The sequence below is a fragment of the Prochlorococcus marinus subsp. marinus str. CCMP1375 genome (assembly GCF_000007925.1).
Classification (GTDB): domain Bacteria; phylum Cyanobacteriota; class Cyanobacteriia; order PCC-6307; family Cyanobiaceae; genus Prochlorococcus_E; species Prochlorococcus_E marinus.
The window spans coordinates 96379-111017 of record NC_005042.1 but is presented as its reverse complement, the minus strand read 5'-3'; the positions used below and the strand labels follow the sequence as shown (position 1 = coordinate 111017).

Sequence of the window (14639 nt, the reverse complement as noted above, 5' to 3'; positions counted from 1 at the left end):
TCCAACAATAGAATTCAAACATAGAGATCCTCATGTGGATAGCCAATTCTATTCTGATCTTTAATCCCACCTCTGTTAAGAGCTTGCCAAATCGCACTTAACAATAAGAGTATCCCAAGCCTTCCAACAAACATTCCTAGAACCAAAATAAATTGACCAATCCCACTTAAATGCTGCGTAACTCCAAGATCAAATCCTACTGTTGCAAAGGCTGAAATACATGTAAACAATATTTCTAAAAAAGAAAAGTTATCTTGGCCTCCAAAACCATTTGCCATACTTATCAATAACGCCATTATTAAAACAAACAAAAGAGAGCCGACTGTAATACCTACTGCTTTTAAAACAACTTTGTCAGAAATCTGTCTATGGCGAATAACAACATTATCTTGGCCTCTCAACGTTGATCGTGTTGCTGCCATAAGGGCAGCAATGGTTGTGGTCTTAATTCCACCACCAGTACCTCCTGGACTGGCACCTATAAACATTAAAGTCATTAAGAGCAACAGGCCTGAGTCAGAAATAGTCTCGATTGATATCGGCATACTTGTAAAGCCAGCAGTCCTTGCACTTATAGATGCAAATAAAGAAGTTAAAAAACGTTCATGCCAATTGATAGTGAAGAAAAAAGCACCTTTCTCTATGGACTCAGTAAGAAATAATCCAAAAGTTCCTAGACATATTAAAAATACTGAGGTTCTAATGACTAAGCGAGTATGAAGGCTCAAACGTCGAAAATGCAAATTTTTACGATTTGTCCATATATCACTTGTCACTCGCCAACCCAAACCACCTAATAATACGAGCAGAATAACGACACCATTAACTACCCAATTGCTGCGATAACTTTGCATACTATTCGACCAAAGTCCAAAACCTGCATTGTTATACGCAGAAATACTATGAAAGATAGACGCCCATGCTCTTTCTCCTAAATTACTAATATCAGTGAAACCAAAATAAAAAAGAATACATGCTCCAATCGCAATTAGTACAAAAGCGGTAAGAGCAATACCTCGAAAAGTTCTACCAACTCCTCCTACTCCAAATTCATCAAGAGTTTTTCCTCGATCCAAGCGGGTTCTCAACTCTGTTCCACTTACAACAAACCCTTGTAAAAAAGTTGTAATAGCCATTAAACCTAAGCCACCAATAAGCAGCATGCATGCCAGCAAAATCTGTCCATAGATCGTTAAATCTTTACCTATATCAATTATCGTCAAACCTGTTACCGTGACAGCAGAAGTAGCCGTAAAAAAAGATTCCCAAATACCAACTTCTGCAGAAGAGCATAAAGGAGTTGCAAGTAAAACAGTGCAAGAAAAAATAAGAAGCAAGCCTGTTAAAACAGTAAATTGAGGTACCGTTAATTTTCGATACCAAGCTAGTTTTAAATTGACTTGTTTTGAAAAAGGCACTGAATTAGTGGCTATTTAAAAGTTGCAAGAGTATTCATAATTCTTGGTATAATTCAAAGACCTGAGTATTGCCAAAGAATTAATACAGGAACAACAATAGTCATAAGTAAAGTTAGACCAGCTCCATAACGTGTGACATCTAAGAAACGATAGCGACCAGGTCCAAATACCATCAAAGTTGTCTGATAACCCATAGGAGTAAGGAATGATTGACTCGCTCCAAATAAAACTGTCATTAAAAGAGCTGTTGGGGGGAGATTCAAACTAGGAGCCAGTTGCACTGCAACTGGTGCCAATAATGCAACAGAAGCAGCATTACTAATAAACTGGGTGAAGATAGTTGTAGATAAGAAAATTACTAATAATGCAATATATCTAGGTAATCCCTCCAAGAAATATTGAAGACTCCCAGCAAAAGCATCTGCAAGGCCAGTAGTTTGCATTGCAACGCTAAAACTAGACAATGATCCCAATAACAGGATTACATCTAGACGTATAGAACGTTGGACTTCAGCAGGCCTAATGCAACCACCAACAACCATTGCAATAACAGCAATAAGAACTGATGCCACTAAAGGCAAGTTCGTCAGAGAAGGCAAAAGTATCATTGCAATAGCGATTGCAATAGCGATTGGCTTACTCTTTACTGTAGGCAAATCATTTTCAAGCTGATCGAGTACAAGCAAGTCATTACTTGCTTGAAGACCACGAATTGAGTCTATAGGGGCCTGTAAAAGCAATACATCACCTTCATGCAAAATCGCTTGTCCAAGGCGTTCTTGAACTGTCTGTTGACCACGCCTTAGTGCTAATACCGTTGCATTATGACGTTGTCTGAATCTTAATTCCCTTAAACTTGCTCCAGCAAGAGTTGAACCTGCTGGCAAAAGAACTTCTACTGTTTTTTGACCTTCAACAACAAACCGTTCAAATGGATTAATTGAATCATTTAAATTTCTTTTTGCGAGTTGAATAGTATGTTCTTGCTGCAGCCTTAAAAGATCAGAGCGAGTAACTCTTAGCAATAATCGGTCCCCAGGCTCAATTGTACGATCTGCGAGAGGAGGTAGCAGCCTTTCCTTTCCTCTTTGAAGCTCTAAAACATCCACATCAAAACGACGCTGTAATCTGCTATTGCGCAAAGATTGGCCAACCAACTCTGAATCAATCGGAATAGTTACCTCTGTGAAGTAGCCAGTTTGATCAGGCCTACTTCCAAAGTCACTCTTCTCTCTACCTCTGTCTGGTAAAAGTGATTGTGGAGCTAATAACAAATAAATTGTTCCAATAAACCATATAGGTATCCCAATAGCAGTAAAACTAAAAAGTTCTAAAGGCCCATACCCAAGCTGAGCACTTATATCGCTAACTAATAAATTTACCGAACTACCCAAAAGAGTGAGAGTTCCTCCCAATAAAGTTGCAAAAGAAAGAGGCAATAAAACTCTTGAAGGAGAGATATTTCGTTTAACACACCAAGCTTCTATAACAGGCAAAAGAGATGCAACAACTGGCGTATTGGGAACAATTCCAGAGATAGGAGCAACAACAAACCCCAAAACACCAATTAAACGTCGTGGTGTTTTTATGCTTTCAAATGCTATTAACTCTCTTAAACGATCCAAAGCTCCACTTTTAAACAAAGCTGCAGAAACTGCAAATAAACCCATCAAAGTTATTAAAGCAGGGCTACCAAAACCAGCTAGCGCCTTTTGAGGCTCAAGTACACCTGTAGCCATTAACAACGCAACACTTAAAAGCCCCGTAAGCTCAGGTGCAAGCCAACCACTTATAAAAAGCAATACCGCTATGAACAAAACACCTAAAGTAATAAGTGCTTGAGGGTTATCTAAAACAACTATTAATTCATTCATATTTTTCTTTTTGTATTTTCATAATCGATGAAAAAGTAAAATCATCCGAAAGCATGGCACATGACAAAACAAGTATTCCCTCTTGATATATATTCTCCCAATTAAATGAATTTCTTACCATCACTAAGTAACCAAGAGCCTGCAGAGCGAATACTCAAAAATAAATTAGGGAACTTTGATAAATAAGCCATTCGCCTCATTTTAAAAGCAATTGAACCTGAAATGGTCAAACCCATACCTGTAATAGTTGCCTCTCCAATTCCCATGCTAAGCATTTCACCACGATCAACAAACTCAAAGGGAGTCAAGTCTTTACCTTGACGAGCCGCAATTACATTCTTTGCTAGATGTTCTCCTTGTTGCATTGCAACTTGAGCAGTTCCTAAGCAAGGGTTTTCTTGATCTATAGCCATATCTCCAATAGAAAAAACATTATTACGTCCAATGATTTGTAGTTTCGAATCAATCGCAACTCTTCCATTCCTAATCAAAGTTTCAGGCAAACCAGAAGGGATAGCTGATTTTACTCCGGCAGTCCATATTATTCCAGAATGATTCAAACTGAACGGCTGAGAATGTTGTTTGCTCAAACTCTGAATTTCCACATTATTTTCTAAAACCTTTAAAACATTAGTATTTAAATGCAAATTAATAGATCTTTTTCGTATTGCTTCTTGAATTTGTTCTTGATTAAAAGATCTCCCTTTAGGCAAAATATTCTCTCCAACTTCAATTAAATGAATTTCCGTTCGCGCATCTACAAGATCCGCAACTTTGCAAGCAAGTTCTACTCCAGTTGCTCCTGCTCCAACAATAACTAAGTTTTGTCTATTTTCATTGGAATGATTCAGCCTCCTAATTACTCTTTTAAGGGTTAATACATCCTGATATTTATTAAACTTAAGACAATGTTCATTCACACCTGAAATCCCAAAACTATTTAGCTTTGAACCAGTTGCAATAACCAACTGCCCATACTTAATAACTTGTCCAGCTGATGTAGATACAACCTCTTTATCTAAATCAATATTGTCTACAAATTGATCTATCAAGACAATGCCCTTAGATGCAAGCAAAGTTTTATAGAAAGGAGCAACCTCCCATACTTCAAGTTCACCGCTTAACAATTCATAAAATAATGGTAAAAAATTAAATCTAGAACTGGGTTCTATCAAAATAATAGGAGGCCTTTGTTTACATCTACTTAAAGAAAGTGCAGCCGTGAGGCCTCCAAAGCCGCCTCCTACTACAACAACAGCGCCATTTTTGGAAAAATTAGACTTCATCTGAACTATGCCTGAGATGATTAAAGGAACCTAATGAGAAGCAATAATGGATGATAAACACATGACTTCTAGAAAATTGGAAAAAATTCCATTCTTAAAGATTCCCTTAAAAGAAGCTCGTAAGCATCTTGAACCACTATCTCCACAAAAACGCTTGACATGGGCTTATGAACAATTTGGTCCTCATCTTGCTATTACGACAAGTTTCGGGATTCAATCATCGGTTTTACTTCACATGCTTTACCAGCTCAATAGTGGCAATACTATAAAAGTAATATGGGTTGATACAGGGTATTTACCAAAAGAGACTTATCAATATGCAGCTGCACTTACAGACAGACTTAAGCTAGATGTCACTGTTGCACAAAGCATAATAACTCCAGCAAGAATGGAAGCCTTATACGGTGAACTTTGGAATACTAACTCTCTAAAAGATATGGGAAAATATCACCGCATTCGAAAAGTCGAACCTTTAGAAAAAGCTTTAGAAGATTTAGATATCTATTGCTGGGCAAGTGGCGTCAGAAGCAGTCAAACTGACAATAGGAGCTCAATGAGCATATTAGATCGTATTAGAAACCGTCTATCTCTTAGACCAATATTGGAATGGTCGCAAAAAGACATTTTTTATTACATGCAAACCAATGATTTACCTCAACACCCTCTTTTTGAAAAAGGGTATTCAACAATAGGTGATTGGCATTCAAGTTCCCCAGATACTACTGATGCAGCTGGAAGAAAAACACGATTTGGAGGCTTACAACAAGAATGTGGAATTCATATTGAGGACAGTAATAAAGAACACAAGTAAAAGTGAAACACCAAAAATATTGTCTTTTGATAGGTAACAGTCGCTGGCATTGGGCAATTCAAAAACAGGAACAATGGTCTTTTTCTCATACCGATCCCAATCCAAAACAACTAAAAAAGCTCAAAAATCATTTGTGGAAATGGGCGGCAGTAGGCCCTATACCCTCATCTATTAACTTGGAAACTAAAAGATGCATTGGAATTAAAGATGTTCCTCTATTGAAACTGACAGATTGGATAGGTATTGATCGAGCTTTAGGAGGTTGGGCCGCTTTTAAACAAGCAAAATCTCAAAACCTCCATAGCAAAGGAATCCTTTTAGCAGATGCAGGCACAGTGTTAAGTCTTACAAGAATTACAGCCAATGGAGAATTTGCAGGAGGGCAATTAATTGCTGGGCTTAAGTTACAAAGATCATCCATGGCAAAAGGTGCTCAAAAACTTAAGCCGGTATGCACCGACAATTTACCAGCCAATCAATTTCCTATTTCTACAGAAGCAGCGATGCTAAAAGGTAGTTTTCAAGCTTTACTAGGAAGCATAATCGAAGCACAAAAAGACAGTAATCTGCCTCTTTGGATATGTGGAGGTGATTCAGAAATCTTATTTAACCATTTAATAAATAGACAAATTGATGTATATCATCGACCTAATCTGGTTTTAGAAGGAATGATCGACATTGATCTACCTTCTATTCCAAAGCCAAATCCTGAACAATCTGATCAGCCATACTGGCAGCCTTGACTTTCAAATAAATGACTTCCAATTTTCCTTCAGAGTCAATTACAAAAGTTTGTCTCTTCATTCCCATATACTCCTTGCCCATAAACTTTTTCAATCCATAACTTTCATAAGAAGTAGCTACTGGACAAGGCTCTAAATCAGTAAGAAGAATAAAAGGCAACTGATATTTATTAATAAACTTTGAATGCTTGTTCGCTGGATCTTTACTAATTCCAATTACGTTTATTTTATGATTTTGCAAAATGTCCCAGCGATCACGAAAATTACAAGCTTCCTTTGTGCATCCAGGAGTGTCATCTTTGGGATAAAAATAGATCACAACTCTCTCGCCCTTAAAAGATGAAAGTTTTATTAATTTCCCATCTTGATCTGGAAGAGTGAAATCTGGTGCTTTTTCGCCAATTTGAAGAGACATGCGATTGACTGACATTCAGAAACCAAGAGTACTGCCTCTTTGGATATTTCCAATGGATTCACCATTAAAAGAAATTTCTATTAGCGAAGAGAAAATAGCTAATTCTCTTCATCCAAGGAGAGCTAAAGAATATAAACATGCTAGAAGTTATGTTCGCTTTGCATTATCTCAATTTTTTAAGCTTAATCCACTAGAGATACCATTAAAAGCCTCTATTGGCAAAGCACCTTTATTAGGGAATAATCTTGGACATGTAAGTTTTAGTCATTGTAATGATGCTCTATTAATTGGATGGTCCCCAACTAAATTAGGAGTGGATATAGAAAGAAGCGATAGAGCCTTATCAGCAGAAGGAATATCTGAACGTTTTTTTCATAAATATGACCAAAATAATTTAAAAAGCTTAAATAATGAGGACTTTCGAAAAAAAGTTTTAGAGCAGTGGGTAATTAAGGAAGCTGCTATTAAATGGCAAAGAGGAACTTTATCCAAAGATTTAAAAAATTGGCATATTAAGAACAAATCAAATGTTGCTATTCATCAAACACTAAATCATGAAGTAAAAATTCAAACAACAATTTATAGATCATGGATAATTGCTATTGCATCTAATGACAATCAGGGAAAAGGTGATTTAATGATTTGTGCTAATTAAAGCAATCGTAATTTCAGATACTAGCTTTTAATATTTAGTTTACAAAAAATTCTTTAATTATAAAATTATTCAATTTGATCATCTATTTGTTTAGTTTTCCATTCACGTAATATTTCTTTTCTCTTCCCCTCCCAACCATTAGAAGTTGGCTCCCAAAATTTTTCTTTCGTAAGTTCATGGGGTAAGTAATTTTGAGACACCCAGTTATCCGCAAAGTTGTGTGGATATAAATAACCATCGCCATCTCCAGAATGAACACCATCTCGATGAGAATCACGAAGATGTCTAGGAACATCTTGTTTTTGAGTAGTCCTAACAGCGCGCTGAGCTGAAAGTATTCCCAAAATACTATTACTTTTTTCAGCACATGCTAAATAAAGTGCAGCCTCCGAAAGGAAATAAATGCCTTCTGGTAAACCAACACGATCAAAAGCTGAAGCACAAGATTCAATAACAACAATTGCCTGTGGATCAGCCAAACCAATATCTTCTGATGCAGCAATAAGCATACGTCGAAAGATATATCTCGGATTTTCTCCTGCTTCCAGCATACGGGCCATCCAAAATAAAGATGCATCCGGATCTGATCCTCGCATCGATTTGATAAAAGCACTAATGGTATCAAAATGTGCATCCCCTTCTTTGTCATAGAGAACAGCTCTCTGTTGAATAGATTCCTCAGCTATTTGCAGATCAATATTAATGACGCCTTTTGCATCAATAGCAGTAGTTTCAACAGCTAATTCAAGAGCATTAAGTAAAGATCGAGCGTCTCCATTCGCCACATCTACCAAATGATTAGCTGCATCGCTACTTAGCTTGACCTGTTTTTTACCAAAACCTTTCTCAGAATCTGATAAAGCTCTAACTAGTAGTTTATGTAAATGATGCGGCTCTATTGGAGTTAGGCGAAAGATTCTAGATCGACTTACTAATGCTTTATTGACTTCGAAGTAAGGGTTCTCTGTTGTAGCTCCTATAAGAATAAAAGTACCGTTTTCAACCCATGGCAATAATGCATCTTGCTGAGCACTATTAAAACGATGCACCTCATCAAGAAAAAGAATGGTTTTTAGCCCATATCGGCCCAACCTTTCACGTGCATCTTCAACTTCCTTTCGAATCTCTTTGACACCAACTAATACGGCATTAAGAACACTAAAATATGAACGAGTGTTTGCAGCAATAATCTTTGCCAAAGTAGTCTTACCAACTCCAGGTGGGCCATGAAAAATAAGATTCCCAACTCGATCTGCCTCTATCGCTCTTCTTAATAGTCTACCTTCAGCAAGAATTGCATCTTGGCCAACAAATTCATCAATTTTTGTAGGGCGCAATCTATCAGCAAGAGGTGCATTCCTCTGAATTTGCTCATCACTATTAAAAGTGAATAGATCCTTACTCAAAATAATTAGGGAAACAGTTTTTCATCAAAAGATTCAGGTAATTACAGTAGGTCTACTCATACCCGTTCTGTTGCTAATTTCCGCAAAAGAATCTATAGAAGTAATTAGTTGAGAAAGCGCGTTTTGTGGATTTTGAGTTAAGTCTCCCTGAGAAGAGACATAACTTTCTAAATAGACTCTTAAAGTTGCACCCTTTGTACCTGTCCCCGATAAGCGTAGAATTACTCTGCTACCATCATCCAAAAGAATTCTCAACCCTTGACGAGCCGTAATTGAATGATCAACAGGATCTGTATATGTAAAGTTATCAGCAGTGGTAACTTGTCTTCCTGCAAAAGAATTACCAATTAATGAAGGCAACCTTAATTCAACTGTCTCATATAAATTCTGTGCTATATCACTTGCAATAGACTCATAGTCATGTCGAGAATAATAATGTCGGCCAAAATGATCCCAATGTTTATGCATTAACTCCTCTACAGAACACTTCTTATGTGCAAGAATCTGCAACCAAAAAAGAACTGCCCATAATCCATCTTTTTCTCTAACATGATTACTGCCAGTACCAAAGCTTTCCTCGCCACAAAGAGTAATTTGACCTGAATCCAAAAGATTCCCAAAGAATTTCCAACCTGTAGGTGTCTCAAAACAACTTATATCCAAATCTTTAGCTACAACATCAACTGCTGAACTAGTTGGCATTGAACGTGCAACGCCTAATAATCCCCCGGAATAAGCGGGAACACAATTGGCATTTGCGGTCAATACCGCAAGACTATCGCTTGGATTAACAAAACAATTACGGCCCAAAATCATATTGCGATCGCCGTCGCCGTCACAAGCAGCTCCAAAAGAATATTCCGACCCATTAAGCAACAAATCAGCCAAGTCCTTGGCATAAGTCAAATTAGGGTCAGGGTGACAACCGCCAAAATCTTCCAAAGGTATGCCATTTCTGACTGTCCCGGTAGGAGCACCAAAAAAATCTTCTAGCAATCTTTTTGCATATGGTCCTGTAACTGCATTAAGAGCATCAAATGCAATCAAGAAATCATCTTTGAGAAAAGATTTGATTCTGTCAAAATCAAAAATCTTCTGCATTAAAGCTATGTAATCTTCTATGCCATCAATAACCTCTACAATCATTCCCCCCACTTCATATTTAGCTGGTAATTCTAAAGATATAGAGTCATGGTTGATTATTTGATAACTATCAAGTATTTGTGTTTTGGCATAAATAGCATCTGTTAGGGATTCAGAGGCTGGACCACCATTTGGGCCATTAACTTTGACCCCAAAATCACCATCAGGACCTCCAGAGTTATGACTTGCAGAAAGGATAATTCCTCCAACAGCTTTCTTAGTCCTAATTAAATGAGATGCAGCAGGCGTAGAAAGAATTCCATCCACTGTAGTAATTACTTTTCGGACTCCATGGGCAGCAGCCATACGAATGATGACATCAATTCCATTTCTATTTCCAAAACGACCATCTCCACCCAGTACTAAAACTCCATCTTCTAAACCATGCAAAGTTTGAAATATTGCCTCCACAAAAGACTCTAAATAATGAGGTTGCTGAAAGTGTTTTGTACTTTTACGAAGGCCAGAAGTCCCAGGCTTTTGATCAGTAAAAGGTGCCTCCAATACGACCTTAAATTGGCTATCTGCTGAAAGATTTTTAAGAGACATTTGACAAAAAACATCTGAAGAAATAAACCATCAGAAGAGCTTTCACTAAATCCGATTTCAGTGAGGCATCTCTGAGGTACGTAACATTGCAACAAACCATAAGCTACTTAGAACCAATGCAACAACAACGCCATAACTTATGCCAAGTCTACTAATAGTAATTGGCACTATTAAAGGAAAAAGTATTGCACCTGCAATCGGGGTAATTGCTACTAACCAACGCGCCATTTTAGTCAGTTGGTAAATATATTAAAACCATTCAGATTTTGCTTTATCTATTGGGTTTGTATTGTCTTGAGGAGTAACACGTTCAAATTTCATGTTTATATTACGTTTCTGTTCACCCATAACATCTGTTGCTTCTATTAAGTAATTCTGCACTCCATCTCTAAAAGGAACCTGTAATCTAAATGTTCCATCAGACGCCAAAGGAACCTCCTCACCACCTATAGATAGTTTTGCTGAAGGGTCAGTAGAGCCATAAACAATTAATTCAGCATCGGCAATTAGCCAAAAAGAACGCTCGCGCTGTTCAATACCACCCAAACCAGATTCATTTCTACCACTGGCCCATAAACCAGAACCTGATTCATTAATCACTTCATCATGGCCTGTTCTTTCTTGAAATTCTTCGGAGCCAATTCGTGACTTACGGAAATGTGTGGTGGCTGTTTGATATAAGCGTTCATGCAAATCACTCTCCCGTTGGTCAGTCAATAAATTCTTTTCTTCCTCAACAACATCATTACTTGACGGTGCATCCAAGCTAAAAGGAACAAACTGATCCAATACCTGCTCACTTGGACGCAAAGAAGGAACTCTTGCAACTGAAGAGAATGACAAGGAAATCCATTGAGCCCCAAAGCGATAACCAAGTTCTACTTTATAATCACGATCTCCAACGGGAATAGGTAAATACCACTCAGTACTATGGCTATCAACAATGACCTCTCTTAAAGTTCCTGCATATTGTCCTCCATTTTGTATGCCCGTAACATCTGACAAACGTAAACAAAGTCTGCTTGCTCCTTGAGATTGAGCACGTTGACGATCTGCTTCAGAAATAGTCCAAAAAACGTAGGCCCAGTCAGGATCCCTGGGAAGAAAAACAACTCTTGTTTGTTCAGTTGAAGCAGAGTCAAAGCTATCTTTCTTTCTTTTTAAAGGATTTAATCCAGAAAATGATATTAATTTCCTATCAGTTTGCTCCCTTTCTTTAAATAAAGAGATTTCTTTGATTAAAGAAGCTTTGGATTTACGGCTATAAAGCGGAATTCTTAATTCACTTGCTTGTATGCGCAACTGACGAAGTGTTAAACGTGACAATGATTCTTTATCCTGGGCCACGCTTTTAGAACCTCCGTTTTTGTTCGGGATCAATAGTATCTTCTGATTGTCGTATGATTGGAACTTTTTCGGGGCTGTAGTCAGGATCTACTGACTGCAACGAAAGGATTCAAAAGCCGAAGTCATGTCCAAAAAGCTTGGTATAAAAGGGTACTTATTAAAAAGGTTATTTAAAAAAATAGTTCGTTTTGAGGAGTGATCTAAGTTTATTGAGAGCTATCTTAGTCCGGAATTTTAAACAGCATTTCTTTGGGATCAATAAATTTTCCAATTTCTCATGCATTGACTAAAGAAAGTTATTGATCATTTCCCAACCGTCCTTGAATAGAACTAATTAAATGCTCAAGAGTCAATTCCAATGGAGATAGTTGATAATAAATGGCCAAATGTTCCAATTGAATAGCTGCTGATCCCAATTGTTCCAACAAGGTATAGAGAAAAGCTTCATCTGTTTCTGGAGAATATTGAGTTAATAACCATTGCGAGCGAGTCTTCACATCTGGAATCTCACCAATGGCTTGATCTTTAACCATTGACTTAAAAGAAGCCAAGCAATGGGCTAACAATCGAACGTAATGCTTATCCAAGCTAGATAAATCCGTTTCTTCAATACGTCGTAAATCTTCTAAAGTCAGGTAAGTATTCTTGTTGTGTTCGTCTGACTGTTCATACATAAAATAATTTAAGGGTTGTATAGGATGTAACCTATGCTAACCATGTCATTTTTACCCCAAGTGGGTAGTGCTTTCAAGAGCCATGACTAAAAACAAAACGGTATCGCAAGTTCTCGAGAAATCATATGAGTATGGTTTTCTCACAGATGTGGAGTCTGAAAAAATTCCCAAGGGAATTAACGAAAGTATTATTCGTTTGATTTCAGAAAAAAAAAGTGAGCCAGACTTTCTGTTGGAATTTCGTTTGAAAGCTTTTAGGAAGTGGGAAAAGATGGAAGAACCAAAATGGGCAGATTTAAACTATCCCCCCATTAATTATCAAGATTTAGTTTATTATTCTGCACCAAAAGATATAGAAAAGAAAACTAGTCTTGATGATGTTGATCCAGAAATATTAGCTACTTTTGATAAACTTGGAATTCCCCTTAATGAGCAAAAAAGACTTACTAATGTAGCTGTAGATGCTGTATTTGATAGTGTCTCAATTGCAACTACTTTTAAAGAGAAATTAGCGGAAGATGGAGTTATTTTTTGTTCAATTAGTGAAGCAATTCAAAAATACCCTGAACTTGTAGATAAATATTTAGGCACAATAGTTCCAATGAGCGATAATTTTTTCGCAGCCTTAAATTCAGCTATATTTAGTGATGGATCCTTTGTATATATACCCAAAGGTGTTAATTGTCCTATGGAGCTATCCTCATATTTTAGAATCAATTCTGGAGATACTGGGCAATTTGAAAGAACATTAATTATCGCCGAAGAAAAATCATCAGTAAGTTACTTGGAGGGATGCACAGCGCCAATGTTTGATACCAACACTCTTCATGCAGCTGTTGTAGAATTAATTGCTTTAGATGACGCATCAATCAAATATTCAACCGTTCAGAATTGGTATGCAGGAGATAAAAATGGGATTGGAGGTATTTATAATTTTGTCACCAAACGAGGAAGATGCAAAGGGAAAAGAAGCAAGATTAGTTGGTCTCAAGTTGAAACTGGCTCTTCTATAACATGGAAATATCCAAGTTGTATTCTAGAAGGAGATGGTGCAGTTGGTGAATTTTACTCTGTAGCACTAACTAATAATAAGCAAATAGCAGATACAGGGACAAAAATGATTCATATTGGAAAAAACACAAAATCAACTATTATCAGCAAAGGTATAAGTGCTGGAAAATCAAAAAATAGTTATAGAGGATTAGTTCATATGGGAAGCAAAGCATTTGGCGCCAAAAATTATAGCCAATGTGATTCATTATTAATTGGAGATCAAGCTTCTGCTAATACATATCCCTATATACATTCAAAACAAATGAATTCTAGTATTGAGCATGAAGCAAGTACTTCTAAAATATCTGAAGATCAATTATTCTACCTGAAAAGTCGAGGTATTAATTCTGAGGAGGCTGTGTCAATGATGGTAAGTGGATTTTGTCAGGATGTATTCAATAAATTACCAATGGAATTTGCATCAGAAGCTGATAGTCTATTGGGGCTTAAACTGGAAGGAACTATAGGATGACTAAGCAATTAGATAAAAGAATGGAGCCAAAAAGAATACTTCTAGAAGTTAAAAATCTACATGCAGGAATTGATGGTAATAGTATCCTTAAAGGTGTTAACTTAACAATATATGAAGGTGAAATACATGCGATCATGGGAAGGAATGGTAGTGGGAAAAGTACACTAGCCAAAATAATTGCTGGGCATTCATCTTATGAAATATCTGAGGGAGAAATATTATTAGAAAGTGAAAGTATAACCAGCTTAGAACCAGAAGAAAGATCTAACAAAGGGTTATTCCTAGGTTTTCAATATCCTGTAGAAGTTGCTGGTGTAAAAAATATTGACTTTTTACGAGCAGCAGTCAATGCAAGGCGTAAAGAGTTAAAAGAAAGCGAGCTAGATACATTTGAATTTGATGAAATCGTAAATAATACTCTAGGAATAGTGCAAATGAATAAGGATTTTCTAGAAAGAGGCGTAAATCAAGGCTTTTCAGGGGGAGAAAAGAAAAGAAATGAAATACTACAAATGGCTTTGCTTAAGCCTATAGTTTCTATTTTAGATGAAACAGATTCTGGTTTAGATATAGATGCTCTAAGAATTATTTCAAATGGAATAAATAAAATTCATTCAAAGAATAAAGCAACAATACTAATTACACATTATCAGCGCCTATTAAACGAAATCAAACCTGATTATGTTCATGTAATGAAAGACGGAAAAATTATTAAAACAGGTACCAAAGAACTCGCAATAGCCTTAGAAAAGTCTGGCTATGAAGGACTAGAGCAGGTGGAAACTTAATAAAT

At 36.8% G+C, this 14639-nt stretch carries 13 protein-coding genes and 1 pseudogene; 5 read left to right on the top strand and 9 right to left on the bottom strand.

Going from position 1 to position 14639, the window contains the following annotated elements; genetic code table 11:
- Nucleotides 1-14 precede the first annotated feature (14 nt).
- The 3 genes from PRO_RS00495 to PRO_RS00485 form a co-directional block, all read right to left on the bottom strand.
- Nucleotides 15-1418, bottom strand: coding sequence for a TrkH family potassium uptake protein (locus PRO_RS00495; protein WP_011124253.1), 1404 nt, complete (start codon nt 1416-1418; stop codon nt 15-17).
- A 53-nt stretch (nt 1419-1471) separates the two neighbouring features.
- Nucleotides 1472-3292, bottom strand: coding sequence for an SLC13 family permease (locus PRO_RS00490; RefSeq protein WP_011124252.1), 1821 nt, complete (start codon nt 3290-3292; stop codon nt 1472-1474).
- A 101-nt stretch (nt 3293-3393) separates the two neighbouring features.
- The gene (locus PRO_RS00485; protein ID WP_011124251.1) at nt 3394-4578 is read right to left on the bottom strand and encodes an NAD(P)/FAD-dependent oxidoreductase; all 1185 of its coding nucleotides are present in this window, start codon (nt 4576-4578) and stop codon (nt 3394-3396) included.
- A 61-nt stretch (nt 4579-4639) separates the two neighbouring features.
- On the opposite strand from PRO_RS00485, the gene PRO_RS00480 reads away from it, so the two are divergent.
- Together PRO_RS00480 and PRO_RS00475 are read left to right on the top strand one after the other, a co-directional pair.
- Entirely contained in the window at nt 4640-5389 is a 750-nt protein-coding gene (locus PRO_RS00480; RefSeq protein ID WP_225866393.1) for a phosphoadenylyl-sulfate reductase, read from the top strand.
- Nucleotides 5390-5391: 2 nt separating this feature from the next.
- Complete coding sequence (locus tag PRO_RS00475) at nt 5392-6132, top strand: type III pantothenate kinase (RefSeq protein ID WP_011124249.1); 741 nt, start codon at nt 5392-5394, stop codon at nt 6130-6132.
- Here PRO_RS00475 and bcp read toward each other — a convergent pair.
- Nucleotides 6080-6547 (bottom strand): thioredoxin-dependent thiol peroxidase, encoded by a 468-nt coding sequence (bcp, locus tag PRO_RS00470; protein ID WP_011124248.1) that lies wholly within the window; start codon nt 6545-6547, stop codon nt 6080-6082. The genes PRO_RS00475 and bcp overlap by 53 nt on opposite strands.
- 4 nt (nt 6548-6551) lie before the next feature.
- Here bcp and PRO_RS00465 point away from each other — a divergent pair, with 4 nt between their 5' ends.
- Nucleotides 6552-7202 carry a 4'-phosphopantetheinyl transferase family protein gene (locus PRO_RS00465; RefSeq protein ID WP_164923194.1) on the top strand — a complete coding sequence of 217 codons (651 nt, stop codon included), beginning with the start codon at nt 6552-6554 and terminating at the stop codon, nt 7200-7202.
- Nucleotides 7203-7285: 83 nt separating this feature from the next.
- Here PRO_RS00465 and PRO_RS00460 read toward each other — a convergent pair.
- The 5 genes and pseudogenes from PRO_RS00460 to PRO_RS00445 form a co-directional block, all read right to left on the bottom strand.
- Nucleotides 7286-8608: pseudogene (locus PRO_RS00460) on the bottom strand (AAA family ATPase); the annotation flags it as partial.
- 33 nt (nt 8609-8641) lie between these two features.
- Nucleotides 8642-10300, bottom strand: coding sequence for an alpha-D-glucose phosphate-specific phosphoglucomutase (locus PRO_RS00455; RefSeq protein ID WP_011124245.1), 1659 nt, complete (start codon nt 10298-10300; stop codon nt 8642-8644).
- A 57-nt stretch (nt 10301-10357) separates the two neighbouring features.
- The gene (locus PRO_RS09290; protein WP_011124244.1) at nt 10358-10528 is read right to left on the bottom strand and encodes a membrane protein; all 171 of its coding nucleotides are present in this window, start codon (nt 10526-10528) and stop codon (nt 10358-10360) included.
- A gap of 21 nt (nt 10529-10549) precedes the next feature.
- Entirely contained in the window at nt 10550-11647 is a 1098-nt protein-coding gene (locus PRO_RS00450) for a DUF4912 domain-containing protein (protein ID WP_011124243.1), read from the bottom strand.
- Nucleotides 11648-11943: 296 nt separating this feature from the next.
- The gene (locus tag PRO_RS00445) at nt 11944-12321 is read right to left on the bottom strand and encodes a hypothetical protein (protein WP_011124242.1); all 378 of its coding nucleotides are present in this window, start codon (nt 12319-12321) and stop codon (nt 11944-11946) included.
- Between the two features lie 82 nt (nt 12322-12403).
- Between PRO_RS00445 and sufB the strand changes: the two genes are divergently transcribed.
- Nucleotides 12404-13846: a Fe-S cluster assembly protein SufB gene (gene sufB, locus PRO_RS00440; RefSeq protein ID WP_011124241.1), complete on the top strand. Its 1443-nt coding sequence runs from the start codon at nt 12404-12406 to the stop codon at nt 13844-13846.
- Entirely contained in the window at nt 13843-14634 is a 792-nt protein-coding gene (gene sufC, locus PRO_RS00435; protein WP_011124240.1) for a Fe-S cluster assembly ATPase SufC, read from the top strand. The genes sufB and sufC overlap by 4 nt, the downstream gene beginning before the upstream one ends.
- Nucleotides 14635-14639 lie beyond the last annotated feature (5 nt).

Excerpts from the sequence above, each read along its gene's own strand:
- PRO_RS09290 (WP_011124244.1), bottom strand. The coding sequence starts at position 10,528 with ATGGCGCGTTGGTTAGTAGCAATTACCCCGATTGCAGGTGCAATACTT.
- PRO_RS00445 (WP_011124242.1), bottom strand. The coding sequence starts at position 12,321 with ATGTATGAACAGTCAGACGAACACAACAAGAATACTTACCTGACTTTA.
- PRO_RS00480 (WP_225866393.1), top strand. The coding sequence starts at position 4,640 with ATGACTTCTAGAAAATTGGAAAAAATTCCATTCTTAAAGATTCCCTTA.
- sufC (WP_011124240.1), top strand. The coding sequence starts at position 13,843 with ATGACTAAGCAATTAGATAAAAGAATGGAGCCAAAAAGAATACTTCTA.
- PRO_RS00490 (WP_011124252.1), bottom strand. The coding sequence starts at position 3,292 with ATGAATGAATTAATAGTTGTTTTAGATAACCCTCAAGCACTTATTACT.
- PRO_RS00455 (WP_011124245.1), bottom strand. The coding sequence starts at position 10,300 with ATGTCTCTTAAAAATCTTTCAGCAGATAGCCAATTTAAGGTCGTATTG.
- sufB (WP_011124241.1), top strand. The coding sequence starts at position 12,404 with ATGACTAAAAACAAAACGGTATCGCAAGTTCTCGAGAAATCATATGAG.
- bcp (WP_011124248.1), bottom strand. The coding sequence starts at position 6,547 with ATGTCTCTTCAAATTGGCGAAAAAGCACCAGATTTCACTCTTCCAGAT.
- PRO_RS00485 (WP_011124251.1), bottom strand. The coding sequence starts at position 4,578 with ATGAAGTCTAATTTTTCCAAAAATGGCGCTGTTGTTGTAGTAGGAGGC.